Source organism: Microcoleus sp. B3-A4 (assembly GCF_036705385.1).
Lineage (GTDB): Bacteria > Cyanobacteriota > Cyanobacteriia > Cyanobacteriales > Microcoleaceae > Microcoleus.
In genome coordinates, this window is record NZ_JAUBUI010000026.1 from 12,215 (window position 1) to 28,288 (window position 16,074).

General features: G+C 44.0%; 11 protein-coding genes. 5 read left to right on the forward strand and 6 right to left on the reverse strand.

The features are described from left to right. Positions 1-97: 97 nt before the first annotated feature. Both QUB33_RS12955 and bchB read right to left on the reverse strand, forming a co-directional pair. Complete coding sequence (locus tag QUB33_RS12955; RefSeq protein WP_333350975.1) at positions 98-319, reverse strand: hypothetical protein; 222 nt, start codon at positions 317-319, stop codon at positions 98-100. Positions 320-402: 83 nt separating this feature from the next. Continuing rightward, positions 403-1,929 carry a ferredoxin:protochlorophyllide reductase (ATP-dependent) subunit B gene (gene bchB, locus QUB33_RS12960; protein WP_190659189.1) on the reverse strand — a complete coding sequence of 509 codons (1,527 nt, stop codon included), beginning with the start codon at positions 1,927-1,929 and terminating at the stop codon, positions 403-405. 917 nt (positions 1,930-2,846) lie between these two features. Here bchB and QUB33_RS12965 point away from each other — a divergent pair. Then, positions 2,847-8,360, forward strand: a complete 5,514-nt coding sequence (locus tag QUB33_RS12965) for an AAA family ATPase (RefSeq protein WP_333350977.1) — start codon at positions 2,847-2,849, stop codon at positions 8,358-8,360. 452 nt (positions 8,361-8,812) lie between these two features. Further along, complete coding sequence (locus tag QUB33_RS12970; protein WP_333350979.1) at positions 8,813-10,999, forward strand: ATP-binding protein; 2,187 nt, start codon at positions 8,813-8,815, stop codon at positions 10,997-10,999. A 270-nt stretch (positions 11,000-11,269) separates the two neighbouring features. Here QUB33_RS12970 and QUB33_RS12975 read toward each other — a convergent pair whose 3' ends face one another. Continuing rightward, the gene (locus QUB33_RS12975; RefSeq protein ID WP_333350981.1) at positions 11,270-12,481 is read right to left on the reverse strand and encodes an acetate kinase; all 1,212 of its coding nucleotides are present in this window, start codon (positions 12,479-12,481) and stop codon (positions 11,270-11,272) included. Positions 12,482-12,711: 230 nt separating this feature from the next. On the opposite strand from QUB33_RS12975, the gene psaK reads away from it, so the two are divergent. Further along, on the forward strand, positions 12,712-12,966 hold the full coding sequence (gene psaK, locus QUB33_RS12980) for a photosystem I reaction center subunit PsaK (RefSeq protein ID WP_333350984.1): 255 nt from the start codon (positions 12,712-12,714) through the stop codon (positions 12,964-12,966). Between the two features lie 42 nt (positions 12,967-13,008). Here psaK and QUB33_RS12985 read toward each other — a convergent pair whose 3' ends face one another. Genes QUB33_RS12985 through QUB33_RS12995 form a run of 3 tightly spaced genes read right to left on the reverse strand, consistent with a single transcriptional unit; the run spans position 13,009 to position 15,365 of the window. Next, the gene (locus QUB33_RS12985) at positions 13,009-13,650 is read right to left on the reverse strand and encodes a histidine phosphatase family protein (protein WP_333350986.1); all 642 of its coding nucleotides are present in this window, start codon (positions 13,648-13,650) and stop codon (positions 13,009-13,011) included. Positions 13,651-13,678: 28 nt separating this feature from the next. Then, complete coding sequence (locus QUB33_RS12990; RefSeq protein ID WP_333350988.1) at positions 13,679-14,365, reverse strand: DUF3226 domain-containing protein; 687 nt, start codon at positions 14,363-14,365, stop codon at positions 13,679-13,681. Continuing rightward, positions 14,358-15,365 (reverse strand): AAA family ATPase, encoded by a 1,008-nt coding sequence (locus tag QUB33_RS12995; RefSeq protein WP_333350991.1) that lies wholly within the window; start codon positions 15,363-15,365, stop codon positions 14,358-14,360. The genes QUB33_RS12990 and QUB33_RS12995 overlap by 8 nt, the downstream gene beginning before the upstream one ends. A gap of 103 nt (positions 15,366-15,468) precedes the next feature. Between QUB33_RS12995 and QUB33_RS13000 the strand changes: the two genes are divergently transcribed. Both QUB33_RS13000 and QUB33_RS13005 read left to right on the forward strand, forming a co-directional pair. Continuing rightward, entirely contained in the window at positions 15,469-15,693 is a 225-nt protein-coding gene (locus tag QUB33_RS13000) for a DUF433 domain-containing protein (protein ID WP_333350993.1), read from the forward strand. After that, the gene (locus QUB33_RS13005; RefSeq protein WP_333285470.1) at positions 15,690-16,013 is read left to right on the forward strand and encodes a hypothetical protein; all 324 of its coding nucleotides are present in this window, start codon (positions 15,690-15,692) and stop codon (positions 16,011-16,013) included. The genes QUB33_RS13000 and QUB33_RS13005 overlap by 4 nt, the downstream gene beginning before the upstream one ends. Positions 16,014-16,074 lie beyond the last annotated feature (61 nt).

Below are 16,074 nucleotides of genomic sequence, written 5' to 3' on the forward strand. Positions count from 1 at the left end.
ACCTCCAAAACCGAAAAGATTTTCTCACCTAATTGCGGATTTCTCTTAATAACCCGTTTAAAAGCCCGTTTAAAACTGTTGTTCCAAACTAGATTTTTCATTCTTCATCCAGTAAATCAGCTTTTAACTGTGCAAAGTTGCCTCGCTTTGCTGTGCCGGCTTTTAAAGCAGTCAAAACCTCTCTTGCATTGCTAGCAATTTCCACTCGCCGATTTTCAATTCGCCGTTTCTGAATTAATTCAATTAACAAATCTTGCTCTTCAATTCCCAGAGATTCTACATATTCGATCGCGGTCTGGAAAGCAATAAAATTAGCCATAAAGAACTTTTCGATGTTTGAAAAGTGACTGTGCATTTCTATTTTACTAAGTAAGGTGGGCAAAGGCCCACCCCACCAATAACCTACGCGCCGACAGATTCCTTCGCTGCGTAAAGAACCTCAACGGTAATCTTATCAATTCCCCGATCGCGCGCGAACTTCTCAGTATTGCGCTTCACCTTACCCCGCACAAAACCAGGGATTTTATTCAACTCAGCCTGTCCATCCTTCGTCCAACCCATATCAGAATCAGCCGAAATACCCTTGGTAATCACTTCCTTGGTATCGTGGCCGCCGAAGATTTCCAGCAAGTGGTCTTCCATTCCCAAAGTGAAGGAATTGTAGACCAAATCTACGCACTGATTTGTACCTTCATAACCCAAAAATGGCTTGTAGCCGATCGGGAAATTTTGGACGTGAATCGGTGCAGCAATTACGCCGCAGGGAATATCCAATCGCTTACCAACGTGGCGTTCCATTTGCGTACCGAAAATTGCCGAAGGTTCCGCTTTGGCGATCGCATCCCCGATCGCCCCGTGATCGTCGGTGACGAGAACTTCATCGCAATACTCGCTTACCTGTTCCCGGAACCAGTCAGCGTCGTGTTTGCAATAGGTTCCAGCCCACACCACGTGGATTCCCATCTCGCGAGCCAAAATCTTCGTCATCGCCGCAGCGTGGGTATTATCGCCAAATACGACGGCTTTTTTGCCGGTTAAGTTTTGGCAGTCGATCGATCGCGAAAACCAAGCAGCCTGCGACACAAATCGAGTTTGTTGGTCAATAAAATTTTCGTAATCAACATCCGCACCTTGAGCGTTCAACACTTGCTGAATCTTACGGATACAGCGCGCCGTTTCCACCACACCCATCGGCGTAATATCCACCATCGGCGTACCGAATTCTTTTTGCAAATACTCCCCGGCCATCATCCCCAATTCCCGATAAGGAACCAAGTTAAACCAAGCGCGGGGCAGTCTTTTTAAGTTGTGAACCGAAGCACCTTCGGGAATAACTTCGTTGACTTCAATGCCCAAATCAGCCATCAAACGCTTCAACTCGGTGCAGTCGTGCTGGTTGTGGAAACCCAGGGTAGACATACCGATAATGTTGACAGATGGTTTTTCGCTTTTGGCTTCTACTAAATCGCCTTTTTTGCGGGCTTTGTTAATGTAAAATTGGACGATTTGATCCAAAGTGCGATCGGCTGCTTGCAGTTCGTTGACGCGGTAATGGTTAACATCCGCCAGCAATACATCGCCTTTGGCATCCAATTGAGCTCGCTCCACGAAGTTTTCCAAGTCTTCTTGCAGAATGCTGGAGGTGCAAGTCGGGGTAAGCACGATTAAATCTGGGTGTTCTTCTCTGTCTTTGCGGGTGATGTTGTCCACCACCCGTTCCTGCGAACCGCGCGCCAGTACGTGTCTGTCAACGACGCTGGTAGTCACCGGGGTGAAATCCCGTTCCCTCTCCAGCATAGAACGCATGACGTTAAAATAGTCGTCTCCAATTGGTGCGTGCATGATCGCATGGACGTTTTTGAAGGAAGTGGCCACGCGCAAAGTGCCGATGTGGGCTGGGCCTGCGTACATCCAATAAGCCAATTTCATAGGTATTTTTCCTGGTGCTGGTTGAGAATTGCCCGATCGGGCGATTACTGCTAAATTTTAAGGTTGTTTCTGATTTTCTCACCGGATGAATCCTTTAGAAATAGTAACTTTCTGAGGATTTACACATTTGGGAAATGCTCAAACGCTTTGTCTGCTTGGCATTTGACTCGCAATTCAAACAAGTTTACCCGGGTTTTATGGCAATAATTCTTAATCTTTCCTAAAATTTTCTTAAGAGTTAGGTAAATTTGATTAATGTAGGGTTCGCTGCCGCGCACCAGACAAGGTGCAATAATTCTGCATTTTTTGTCAAATTTACTTTGGTCAAACGGTCAGTTAGTATTGTTAATCAATCGGTCAAAATAGATAGAACTGAAGGAAATTTCAGCTTCCGAAGCAACACTTACTTCCCTCAGCGCCTCGGTCGCGAATTATAGTTAAGATTTGCACCGGCCGGTTTTTTTGAAGCACCGCAAATTCGTACCCGATCACCGGAAAAATAAATCTTTCAGCACTTGCGTATTTTCACGAGATGTGGTGACGCTCCACTAAAATCAAGCGATTGCTTGGAATCTGAGATGATTTAGTTGTCAGCGAGGCGATCGAGTATTAGAGTAAATCCTTGCACAACTCCTGTATTTGCGCTCTTGTTAACCTAACTGCTGAGGTAACGAAAGCCCCAGCGTGCTTTTGTCAGCAGTAGCTCTTTGCTGTCAAGGCCTGCTTTCCCACACATCCCAAAAGATAGCTCTTGAGCGATAATGAAGAATAACATAGGATTTACGAAAAGAAACCCGAGTTACACGAAAAAATCTTGGGTTTGTCAACGACTAGCAACGAAGAAACCCGGTTTCTAGCCCGCCGCGCGTCAGTCCTGTAACATTGACCAAGCACACCTAATTTGAGAGAACCCAACTATGATGGCAATTCCCGGCGTTGCAGTTCTCGCTCTCATTTATGAAAGCAGCACTTCCCTGGTTTACCGCGGCCACAACGAGCAGAACAACCAACCTGTTATTATCAAACTTATCAAAGAAGACTATCCGACTCCTGAAGAACTGAATAGATACAAGCGCGAATATGAGATCACTGCCAACTTAAGCCAGTTGGACGGAGTTGTTAAAGTGTATAAGTTGCAACAGGTTAGAAATAGTCTGGCAATGATCTTAGAAGATTTTGGCGGGGAATCTTTAAAGATATTTATGGGTTCCCAAAAATTTACTATTTTAGGATTTCTGACTACGGCTATCAAAGTTGCGGAAACTTTGGGCGAAATTCACGGAAAAAATGTAATTCATAAAGATATAAACCCCTCTAATATAGTTTTTAACCCTGCTACAGGACAAGTTAAACTAATAGACTTTAGCATTTCAACTGCATCCAACCTGGAAAATATTCCCAATAAAAATCCCAATTTTCTAGAAGGCACTTTAGCCTATATGTCGCCCGAACAAACCGGCAGAATGAACCGGGTAGTCGATTACCGCACCGACTTTTATTCGCTCGGCGTGACCTTCTATGAAATCCTGGCAGGACAACTTCCTTTTTCCACTACAGATCCCATGGAGTTAGTTCACTGTCACATTGCAAAACAGCCAGTACCTCTCGCTGAAATTGCACCAGAAATTCCTCAAACTGTTTCAGATATTGTGATGAAATTGTTAGCAAAAACTCCTGAGGAGCGCTATCAAAGTGCTTGGGGACTAAAAGCAGATTTGGAATCCTGCCTGTTTCAGTGGCAAACATCTGGGGTTGTTTCTGAGTTTCCTCTCGGCCGCCAAGATATTTCCGACAAATTTCAAATACCTCAAAAACTTTACGGCAGACAGCGAGAAGTTGAAACTCTTTTAGCGGCATTTGAACGGGTAGCAGCAACAAATAATCGAGGCTACCGCAGTGACGATTCTCAAATTTCTGTCATCAAAAAAGAGAGCAAATCGAAAAAAGAAATCCCCTTGTCAGTCATGGCGAGAGGACAACATAAATCCCGCAGCGAGATGATGCTGATTGCCGGTTATTCCGGCATTGGCAAATCTGCAATGGTGAAGATTTTAGATAAACCTATTACCCGCAGACGTGGATATTTTATATGGGGAAAGTTTGACCAGTACAAGCGGACTATTCCTTACTCGGCCGTTGTCAGCGCTTTTTCGGAGTTGGTGCGGCAACTGTTAACTGAAAGTGAGGCTCAATTAGCAGTTTGGCGCGAAAAACTCCGCAGTTCCTTCGGTCAAAACGGGCAAATTATTATTGATGTCATTCCCGAAGTTGAACTAATTGTCGGAGCTCAGTCTCCTGTAGCTGAATTGGGGCCAACGGAATCTCTTAACCGCTTTAATTTAGTCTTTCAAAATTTCATTCGCGTATTTTGCCAGCCAGAACATCCGCTGGTCATTTTTCTCGACGATTTGCAGTGGGCTGATTCGGCTACTCTCAAGCTGATCGAATTGATGATGACAGATGAAGCTACGCAATATCTGTTTTTAATTGGCGCTTATCGCGATAATGAAGTTAGTCCCACTCATCCTTTAATGATGACTGTGGAGACACTGCGAAATCAGGAAGCTATCATTAATCAGATTGCTTTGTCGCCGCTGGGGGTGGAAAACATAACTCATTTGATTGCGGAGACTTTGCACAGCGATCGAGAATCTGTCAAACCGTTAGCTGAATTGGTAATAAGCAAAACCGACGGCAATCCTTTTTTTGTCAATCAATTTTTGCAAACATTGTATCAGGAAAACCTGTTGGTTTTTCACCCGCCACAGTCGGGGAGCAAGGGCGGCTGGCATTGGGATATGACTCAAATTGAGCAGTGCGCTATCACTGACAATGTAGTAGATTTGATGGTACAAAAATTGAGGAAACTGCCAAGTTCGACGCAGCAAGTTTTGCGTTTAGTGGCTTGTTTGGGCAACGAGTTTGACTTGAATACTCTTTCTTTAATTCATGAAAAAGAAGCCTCGGAAACTTTTTCTCACCTGTTGCCCGCCATTAAGTCGGGACTGATTCTGCCAACTTCGGAATTGGAAAGCAAGTCATTAGATTACGTGCTGTTTCCGCTCTTAATTCTGAATTATAAATTTTTGCACGATCGCGTACAGCAAGCAGCTTACGCTCTGATCGACGACTCGCAAAAAAAGGCAGTTCACCTGAAAATAGGCAGGCAAATCCTAGAAAACACCCCGGCTGAATATCGCGCGGACAGAATCTTTGAATTAGTCGATCACTTGAATGTGGCTCGATCGCTAATTAAAGACGATCGAGAATTAATTGAACTGGCAACGCTGAATTTAGACGCCGCCCGCAGAGCCAAAGATGCCACTGCTTATGTTGCTGCCTTGCAGTATTTGACCGCAGGCATGGACGGTTTGAGCGCCGATATTTGGGATGCCCACTACGATTTAGCCTTTGCCTTGCACATGGAGCGGGCAAATGTTGAGTATTTAAACGGTTTTTTTGAGAACTCCGAAGAATTTATTAATATAACCTTGGAAAAAGCGCGATCGCCCTTAGAAAAGGTAGAAATTTACAACCTGCTGATCGTGCAGTACACCCTGCGGGCGAAGTACGAAGAAGCCGTTAAAGCCGGAATCCAAGCTTTGGACTTGCTAGGCATTGACTTGCCGCTAGACGGGCTACAAAAAGTCATATCCGAAGAATTTGCAGCAGCTACAAATATTTTAGCCGGTAGAGAAATAGCTTCCCTAATTGACGCCCCCGAAATGACTGTACCCGACAAAAAAGTTGCAGTCAAATTAATTACAAACTTGCTGACATCCGCGTACCTCAAAAATCCCGACTTGTGGAAAGTCAGCGTTTTAAAAGGAGTCAATCTTTCTCTACAATACGGTTTAGTACCCGAAGCCTCTCTTTGCTATGCTGGCTACGGTATGTTTTTAAACGCAGTTTCGGGAGATTACAAAGCTGCGTATCAATTCGGCTTGCTATCGCTGAATCTCAGCGAAAAATCTGGCAATATCGGCTTGAAGTGCAGAGCTTGTTCATCCCTGGTCAGTATTTTTTATTACTGGTTCAATCACATCAAAGATTCCCACGCAATCAGCAATGAAGGATATCAAGCAGCTTTAGAATCAGGAGATTTAGAGTATGCGGGTTATATCCTGTCCAACCGCATAGCTAACTCCTTTTTTCAAGGTAAAGAAATCTCGCAAATTCTGGCAGACACGAGCAGATATTTGCAGTTCAGCCAAAAAACCAAAAATCAGCTCGTAACCGATATATTATTAGGGGTAGAGTTAATCCTGCGTAACTTGAGCAAACTAACTCCTGAAAAGTTTGTATTTGAAAGCGAAGATATCAGCGAAGCTGAATACGTACACAACTGTCAAGCTCATCAAAATTTGTACTCGCTCTGCCTTTATCAGATTCGCAAATGCCAGGTAATGTACTGGTACGGCAACTTCAACGAAGCGCTACAACTAGCTTTTGAAGTAGAAAAGCAGCTATCTTTTATTACCGGAGCGATACCGGCTACCGAATGGAATTTTTTCTTTTCTCTAACTTTAGCTGCCGTTTTCCCAAATGTTTCAGAAGACAAGCAAAAGGAATACTTGGAAAAGTTAGAGGAAAACCAAAAACAGATGAAAATTTGGGCAGACAACTGTGCCGAAAATTTTCTGCACAAGTATCTTTTAGTACAAGCAGAAATAGCCAGAATTTCCAAGAAAGATTCAGAAGCTGTAGAACTGTACGATTTCTCTATAAATTTAGCCCAAGATAATGAGTTTGTCCAAAATGAAGCGCTAGCTAATGAACTAGCAGCTAAGTTTTGGTTGAGTAAAGGCAAGTATCAATATGCCAAAATTCACTTGCGCGAAGCTCACTCGTGCTACTTGCGCTGGGGTGCTGTTCGCAAAGTAGAAGATTTAGAACAGAAGTATCCGCAGTTGCGGGAAATGACGCCGCTCAACGGAAGTTTTAACAACAATCAAACTACCACAACTATTCATACTTCTACTGGCAGCGATGCGAGAGTGCTGGATTTGGCAACGGTAATGAAAGCATCTCTGGCGATTTCTAGCGAAATTGTCCTCGATAAGTTGCTGGCTTCTTTGATGAGAATCTCCTTAGAAAATGCAGGTGCTCAATTAGGTTTTCTGATTTTAGTTAGAGATGGTCAACTGTTGATTTCAGCTAAAGCGTCAGTATTTGCTGAAGATGTAGCTGTGCTGGAATTTACGCCTGTTGGAGAATATCATGATTTACCTGTGACGGTGATTAATTATGTGGAAAGGACTCGCTCGGATTTGGTGTTGAGCAATGCGGCGGCTGAGGGACTATTCACAGCCGATCCTTACATCGCTAAACACAAACTGCAATCTATTTTGTGTACTCCAATCATTAATCAAGGCAAACTAATCGGCATTCTTTATTTAGAAAATAATTTGACTGTCGGAGCATTTACTCCCCACAGATTAGAAGTTTTAAGGTTGCTTTCTTCCCAAGTTGCTATTTCTTTGGAAAATGCTTTGCTTTACAATTCTGTGGAACAAAAAGTGCAAGAGCGGACGCAGGAGTTAAATGAAAAGAATGAGCGTTTAGAGCATACTTTGCGCGAGTTGAAACTAACTCAAGCTCAATTAATCCAAACGGAAAAAATGTCGAGTTTGGGGCAAATGGTGGCTGGTGTAGCTCACGAAATTAATAATCCTGTAAGTTTCATCTACGGCAATCTTAATCCGGCTAGCGAATACGTTAAAGACTTGCTAAAATTGATTGAGCTTTACCAGCAGCACTATCCAGAGCCTGCTGATGAAATTCTAGAAGAAATAGAAACAATTGAGCTGGAATTTTTGAGCGAGGATTTGCAAAAGCTGCTGGATTCCATGAAAGTAGGAGCAGAAAGAATCCGGGATATTGTACTAAGCTTGCGGAATTTCTCTCGCCTCGACGAAGCGCAAATGAAGTCGGTAGATATCCATCAAGGCATCGACAGTACGGTGATGTTGCTGCAACCGCGCCTGAGAAAAGAGGGCGGGCGTTTGGGAATTGAGGTGATTAAAAATTACAGCACGCTACCACTAATTACTTGTTATGCGTCTCAGTTGAATCAGGTATTTATGAATATTTTGACAAATGCGATCGATGCTCTCCTCGTCGCAAGAGATTCCCCGGAAAACTCTCATCAACAGCCTACGATTACAATTTCTACAGAGGTGACTGACAGGAATTCTGTCATAATTAAAATTGCCGACAGCGGGCCGGGGATGAGCACTGAGGTGCTGCACAAGATATTCGACCCATTTTTTACAACTAAGCCCGTGGGTTCGGGAACAGGTTTGGGATTGTCTATTTCTCATTCGATTGTTGTGAGTTCTCACGGCGGAAAATTGACTTGCGTTTCTGCACCAGGAGAGGGGAGCGAGTTTATTATTGAAATTCCGATCGCCCCCCGGCAAGTTTTGTAATCGGCGCCACCATCAACCAAAATCCCAAAATCAATTCCAGTTAGCAACCCTTAACAATCCGGCCACGCATTGCGTTTACCTGATATCTTTCACCATTTTCATGAACAGGCTTTCCGGCCTGTTCCACAAAAAATGAATTTCTTGTGGAACAGGCCGCCCGAACCCGCCCATAAAAACCTTATTGAGAATGGTGTAACATCTCAGTTTACTAAACTTTGAATTCGCAATTTTAACTAGGCGAAAACTCTGTAGCAAAGTCGAGCGATCGGGTTTTCATAATAGGGCAATCGCCCTTTTGCAGCCACCATGAGGACTGTCGATCACGACGAGGGAGCAAGGTTCCGGTAAAGCATAAAAAGTGTCGGATTTTTAATGAAAAAAGTAAATAGTGTGTATCTTCACGATCGAACTGTAAATAGTAGATCATACTAAAATAAAAGTAATTTCAGATCATGAATATACGTTACTTCGGCAAAACTAAGGCGATCCCATTGCAGCTCATACTGATCGTGCCATTTGTTTTGCAAATCTTTGGAGCGGTCGGTCTGGTGGGATATTTGTCGTTCAAAAATGGACAGAAAGCGGTAAACGACCTGGCGGATCGGTTGATGGATCGAACCAGCATTTCGGTGAATCAACATCTGGAGGCTTATTTATCTATTCCGCATCAAGTGATTAAGATTAACGCCGATGCGATTCGGATGGGATTGCTAGATGTGCGCGATCGCCAAACCGTCGGTAAGTATTTCTGGCACCAAATGCAGGCCTATAACCTAAGCTTCATCGGCATAGCACTGACCACGGGTGAGGGAGTAGGAGCCGGACGCTACGGCGGCCAAACCGTCACGATTGATGATTGGAGTCCTAAACCGCCGAATAATGTCACCAACTATGCCACCGATAACAAAGGCGATCGCACTCACGTCCTGACTACTTATGATTGGAACAGCTTCCAAGAACCCTGGTACACCGAACCAGTGAAAGCAGGTAAACCCATCTGGTCGCGGATCGTCACCATGAATTATCCCAATTATCCCTACATCATTGCCTCGGCGGGTCGCCCCATCTATGACACAAATAATCGCTTGCTAGGAATGGTTGGAGTCGATATCCATCTGTTGAAACTGAGCGCTTTCTTACGGAATATAGATGTCAGTAGCTCAGGGCAGGTTTTCATCATCGAGCGCAATGGAATGTTGATTGCTAATTCTGCGAAAGAACAACCCTTTACCACCGTCAAAGACGAGATTCGGCGTTTGAAGGCGATCGACAGTCCCAATCCCATAGTGCAGGGAATTGCCAAACAAATCCAGCAACGCTTCAAAGGGTTTCAATCCATTTCTAAAGACACCAATCTCCGACTTGATTTTCAGGGAGAACTCTACTATGTGCAACTCACTCCCTGGCGCGACCAATATGGATTGGATTGGTTAGTGGTGGTGAGTGTGCCAGAAAGCGAGTTCATGGCACAGATTGATGCCAACACCCGCACCACAATCTTGCTCTGCTTAGCAGCATTGGGGGTAGCTTGTGGGATGGGCGTTCTCACCTCCGGCTGGATTGCGCGTCCGATTCTGCGACTGAACCGGGCGAGTGAGGCAATAACATCTGGCAACTTCGACCAAGCTGTAGAAGACAGCCGTATTCAAGAACTTAACGCCCTTGCCAACTCCTTTAACCAGATGGCAAGACAACTGCGCGAATCGTTTACCGCCTTAGAAAAAAGTAATGCAGAATTAGAAGACCGGGTGGAATACCGCACCGTTGAACTCAAGAACGCCCTAATTGAATTGCAACGCACCCAATCACAGATAATTCATAGCGAAAAAATGTCGAGTTTGGGGCAAATGGTTGGTGGAGTCGCCCACGAAATTAACAACCCAGTCAACTTCATTCACGGCAACCTCGTCCATACACAGCAATACGCCCAAGATTTGTTAAAGTTGGTGCAGCTTTATCAACAGCAGTATCCTAACCCTGCTGACGAAATTCAAATCGTAGCCGAAGAAATCGACCTGGAGTTCTTGCAAGAAGACCTGCCCAAAATGCTGTCTTCGATGAAAATGGGTACCGATCGCATCCGCCAAATTGTCCTGTCGTTGCGGAACTTTTCACGGATGGACGAAGCAGATTTTAAAGCAGTGGATATCCATGAGGGTATTAACAGCACCCTACTGATTTTGCAACACCGCCTCAAAAATAGACCGGAACGACCGTCTATTGAGGTGATTCAAGACTACGGTTCTCTACCCTTGGTGGAATGCTACGCCGGACAACTCAATCAGGTGTTTATGAATATTCTCACCAATGCGATCGATGCTCTCCTCGTAGCAAGAGATTGCCCGGAAAAATCTCATCAACAGCCTACTATTACAATTTCTACAGAGGTGAGTGACAGGAATTCTGTCATCATTAGAATTGCCGACAGCGGGCCGGGGATGAGCACTGAGGTGCTGCACAAGATATTCGACCCATTTTTTACAACTAAGCCCGTGGGTTCGGGAACTGGTTTGGGATTGTCTATTTCTCACTCAATTGTTGTGAGTTCTCATGGCGGAAAATTGACTTGCGTTTCTGCACCCGGAGAGGGGAGCGAGTTTATTATTGAAATTCCGATCGCCCCCAGGCAAGTTTTGTAATTTGCGCCACCCTCAACCCACAGCATTGCTGAAAGAGTAATGATGTTTCAGGAAAAATGGAAGAATAAACGTCTCTCTTTATCTGCGTAAATCCGCGTCCATCCATTGTCATGTGCGGTGAATACATTCTCTTTTTTTTACCGCCCATGAGGGCAGATAAACACAGATTAACGCAGATGAATTAGATATATTCCGGTTGCGCCGTTCGTGATTGTTGACCCTTCTGCGAGGCTGAGCGGGCATCGCTGTTGAAGGAATTCATAAAATAAGTTAGTGATAAAGTTTCCAGCATTCTCGCGCAATTTCCCAATCCTCCTGTGTGTGAATTAGCAAAATTCTCACCGCCGAATCCACTGCCGCAATATCTTGATCGATCGGTGACTGTTGATTTTTATCCCCATCCAATTTTAACCCGATAAATCCAAAAGCTTCGCAAGCGGCAGCCCGTACAACAGCAGAATTTTCCCCAACTCCCGCCGTAAAAATTAAAGCATCCAACCCTCCTAAACTCGCCAGCATGGCACCAATTCCGGCACGCAAACGGTGGATGTAAATATCCAAAGCAAGTTGAGCTCTCTGATTACCTTGGGCGATCGCATCTCCAATCTGCCGCATATCGCTAGATACCCCAGAAATCCCTTTTAAACCAGAATTACGATTGAGAATATTATCTAATTTTTCAGAAGTTAAATCTTCTCGCCTTAACAAATGAATTATAATCCCCGGATCGATCGCACCCGATCGACTTCCCATCATCAAACCATCCAAAGGCGTAAAACCCATTGTCGTGTCAACACTCACGCCCCCGCGAATCGCCGCCAGAGAACAGCCGTTGCCCAAATGACAGCTAATCAGCCGCAAATCGGTTAAATCGCGGTTGAGAATTTGAGCCGCCCTGCGCGCGCAATATTGATGGCTAATGCCGTGAAAACCGTAGCGGCGAATCCCGTTTTCCAGCCATTCGTAGGGGCCGGGATAAACAAAGGCGGCCGGCGGCAATTGCGCGTGAAAAGCTGTATCAAACACTGCTACTTGCGGCACGTTTGGGAGGATTTTTTCCAGGGCTTCGATGCCTTCGAGGTTGACGGGATTGTGTACGGGGGCGAAAACCGATAAACGGGCGATCGCCTCTTTAACATCCGGCGAAATCAACGTACTTTGCTGATAGTCTTGTCCACCATGTACCACGCGGTGGCCGACAATATCAATCTCCTTTAAACTATTAATAACTTGAGTTTTACCCTGCCAGAGAGTCTCCAGCATTCGAGAAATGGCGGCTTCGCGAGAGTCTGAGGCGAATTCTTCCTCAAGTGCAGTTCCCGAGGCAGTTTCGACCTTCAACTGGGCCACACCTTCGCGGTGATTCCAGTCAATTTGCGCTTCCCAGACGGGTTGTGGCGGGCGATCGGGCAGGACATCGTTTAACTCGTAAAGACAGCTCTTTTGACTGCTAGAACCCGCATTTAACACCAGTATTTTCATGCTTTATTATGTCCTGTTGATTCGTTCTTTCGATCGCTAGGCTATTGAAATCGCGTCTTGTCAAACTTTCGTCCCAGCAGAGGGGGACTAAAAAATCTTGGGATCCGGGGAAAACTATTAAGAAATATGTCGAAAAATTAACTGTTAATGCAATGTGTAGCTAACAGTTGCATTTTTTTGATATATCTTCTATGCAGATTTTCATTTACTAAAGTTTAAGGAGCCGATCGATGTTTACACCAATTTTACTTGCCACTGTCGCCAGAACCGTAGAGTGGAGCCCCACGACTGGTTTGATTATGATTCTTTGCAATATTTTAGCTATTGCGATCGGCAAATCAACCATCCAAAATCGTCACACAGGGCCAGCCGCGCCCTCTATGTTGGGCGGTTTGAGCTTGGGTGCAGTTGTGGGAAGTCTGGCGTTTGGTCATATTTTGGGAACAGGTACGATTTTAGGATTGTCTTACATCGGTGCGATTTAGTTGCAGACTGTAGGGTGCGCCCAGCGCACCTTAACCACAATTTCAAGTACCGGGTAAATTGCGGAGGTTTTCATCCATGTACGATCGATCGCCCAAAACCTCCAGCAGCGGCCCGCGCACGTCAAACTTAACAATACTGACAGAAGCTGCTAAAGCGCCAATGCGATAGCGATAACGTCCCAAATCAATCCCCAACAAACTGCACAGAATAATTCTAATAGTCGCTTTGTGCGAGACAACCAAAACATTACCGCTTTTGTACTTTTCCTCAATTTCTGCGATAACTAAGGACGATCTGCTAGCAATTCCCACAGAAGTTTCGCCGCCATTCGTCGGTGCATTCCAAGCAGGTTCAGTCAGCCAGTTAATATAATCTTCTTCGTATTCTTTTTTGACCTCTTCTACTGTTTTGCCTTCCCACTCACCGTACTTAATTTCCCTCAGTCCGTCGCGAAGCTGCATTTCTATTCCCACAGCATCGCACAAAGGTTTTGCAGTAGCAATTGTGCGTTTCATGGGACTGACATAAACAGCATTCCAAGGCAATTTTGCGTAAGTGGCGGCAAACTGTTCTGCCATTTGAGAACCTTCGGGCGTTAATTCTGGGTCGATCGCGCCGCAGAAGCCGCCAGTCTTGCTGTAAGTCGTTTCACCGTGTCGCAGAAAGTAAATTTTTAAGCTCATGAGTTAATTCTGTGTGAATTTTACTATGTTAGCAAAAGAGTTTAAAAAACTCCTTCAAATCATCGAGTGCAGGATTATCCCAATCCCAAATATCTTTTTTCTGTTCCATAACATAATCAAACCCAGACATACTGCATTTCCTTCCAGCTTGTTTCTCTTCCTTATCTGAGCAAGTATCATACCTGAGATAGATGCTCACCCAGAATTTATCAAAACCTTTCTGGTTAATTTGCTGTCCCTGGCTTTCTATGCAAGTTTTCCAGCTATTCAAACAATCAGCATGAGGTGATTCTCTAGCCTTTATTGCTTTTAAAAGCGTTTCCAGTTCGCCTTTACCTCCAACATTTGTAAAGTAACAAGCCAATTTTGCATTTGTTCCATGATCTGTACAAATATCGATAAATTGTTTAGTGCTTGACAAGCTTTCAGCTTTAAACACTGGTTCTATACATCTATCTACAAATTTCAGCCGTTCTTGCTCTGAAAAATTATCAATATCGATAATAATTCCAATCTTTTCGATATCTTTTCGGTCAATTTTTCTTATTAAATTTTTTAAAGCTTTGATTAACTCTGTTTCGCTCAAGCCTTCCAAAGGTGCATAATCATCTATATAAATAGGTTTTTCTACCTGGATATCGCAGTTGAGTTTCTCAACCATTGCCTGCATGAAAAATTTATCATTTTTACTTTCTACTATGACAATATTACTCACCTCTCACTCCTTCTTGATGCTCTAGTGCGTAATTCAAAGTTTCCAAATCGAGCCGACTTCCGATGATTTGATTTGTTTTGAGTTTCCTTGCAAGTTCAAAATATGCGCTGCTGCATTCCTGATTTTGTTCTAAACCCACATCAGCAAATGCTTGAAGCATCTCTAAACTGTGCGTTGTAGCAAAAATCTGCGTATCCAGTTCAACCGCCAACCGAAATAACACTCTCCAAAACTCCCGCTGACTTGTATGGTGTATGCCATTTTCTATCTCATCGACTAGCAATATTTTATGTTTATTAATGACTAATTTAAGCATAATATGTGCAACCCTATTCATTGCATCTCCAAACAATGATAAAGGCAAACGCTTCTCACCTTTTCTTCTCACGTAGAGCGTGGGTTCCCCAATCGAAAAACTTTCTACAGATTCGATGGCAGGATCGAGGATTTGAAAAGCTTTCAAAACTTCGCTATCTTTGTCATCCAAACGGGCGTTATCGTATGCTTCTGTGAGTTCTCTTCCCGAAATCTTGATAAAGGAGGGAATTATTGGTACTTCGTCAATAGCGGAACTTCTATCACGCATTAAACTTCGGGGAGGGACTATTTCTAATAACCCATTAAATGCGTCTTCGTTTCTCATGAATGCAATAATTATACTAGAGTCAGGTGAATTAATTTCTACTTTAATTTCTACTTTATTGATGTTCTTGTTGTCATCTGTTCCAATAATTACTATAAATCTCTCTTTTTTTAGTAAATAGAATAAGTTATCCCAAGCTCGATCGGGCATAGCTTCTATGGCTTTTGATGGCTCTCTTCTCAGATATCTTAGTATTGCTAGACTGGTATTGCCGGGAACAACATTGAGAAAAATTGCTTCTAGCAAGGCTGTCTTGCCAGCATTATTTTTACCGCCGATTAAATTGACTCTTTCAAACCCAGAAATTTTGATTTGCTCAAAGCACCTAAAATTTTGGATTTCTATTTCTTTAAGCATTACCGCCTCTTTTGAATGTACAAATCCTAAACCACCGTTGATTTATGCTAAAATTAATTCTATCTTAGTTGTTTTACTTCATCCGCAACAAGCGAGGAATGTCATGCAGACTATAGACCTTTTTGAAGTCATTGAACGCCATCCAAGCAAGGTAAGCGGTGCATGGGTATTTCGGGGCACGCGCGTACCTGTTGCTGCCTTTTTCGAGAACCTTAAAGATGGGGCCTCTATTGACCAGTTTCTAGAATGGTTTCCGGGAGTAACTCGCGCCCAAGTTGAGGTATTACTCGATCGCGCGCTAGTCTCGTTAACGCAGATGGTGGCATGAAGATATTGTTCGATCAAGGTACGCCAGTACCGTTGCGCCGATCGCTGCTGAGTCATACAGTAGATACTGCTTATGAACGTGGATGGTCAACATTAGCAAATGGCGATCTGCTCGACACTGCCGAACGCGATGGGTATAATCTGCTGGTGACGACCGATCGCAACTTGCGTTATCAACAAAACCTGACAAACCGACAAATTGCTATTGTGGTTTTGCTGTCTACTTCTTGGCCTCGCATTCAAAAACATCAAGACGAGATTCGGAACGCGATCGACACGATTGTTCCGGGCGCATACCTCGAAATTGACATTGCTTGCTGAAGCTTTATTCTAATACAAATTGAATCCCGTAAGGGCACGGCAATGCCGTGTCCTAATCCAC

Bases quoted from the DNA above. Each gene is read 5' to 3' on its own strand.
- QUB33_RS12955 (WP_333350975.1), bottom strand. From the start codon at position 319: ATGGCTAATTTTATTGCTTTCCAGACCGCGATCGAATATGTAGAATCT.
- bchB (WP_190659189.1), bottom strand. From the start codon at position 1,929: ATGAAATTGGCTTATTGGATGTACGCAGGCCCAGCCCACATCGGCACT.
- QUB33_RS12965 (WP_333350977.1), top strand. From the start codon at position 2,847: ATGATGGCAATTCCCGGCGTTGCAGTTCTCGCTCTCATTTATGAAAGC.
- QUB33_RS12970 (WP_333350979.1), top strand. From the start codon at position 8,813: ATGAATATACGTTACTTCGGCAAAACTAAGGCGATCCCATTGCAGCTC.
- QUB33_RS12975 (WP_333350981.1), bottom strand. From the start codon at position 12,481: ATGAAAATACTGGTGTTAAATGCGGGTTCTAGCAGTCAAAAGAGCTGT.
- psaK (WP_333350984.1), top strand. From the start codon at position 12,712: ATGTTTACACCAATTTTACTTGCCACTGTCGCCAGAACCGTAGAGTGG.
- QUB33_RS12985 (WP_333350986.1), bottom strand. From the start codon at position 13,650: ATGAGCTTAAAAATTTACTTTCTGCGACACGGTGAAACGACTTACAGC.
- QUB33_RS12995 (WP_333350991.1), bottom strand. From the start codon at position 15,365: ATGCTTAAAGAAATAGAAATCCAAAATTTTAGGTGCTTTGAGCAAATC.
- QUB33_RS13000 (WP_333350993.1), top strand. From the start codon at position 15,469: ATGCAGACTATAGACCTTTTTGAAGTCATTGAACGCCATCCAAGCAAG.
- QUB33_RS13005 (WP_333285470.1), top strand. From the start codon at position 15,690: ATGAAGATATTGTTCGATCAAGGTACGCCAGTACCGTTGCGCCGATCG.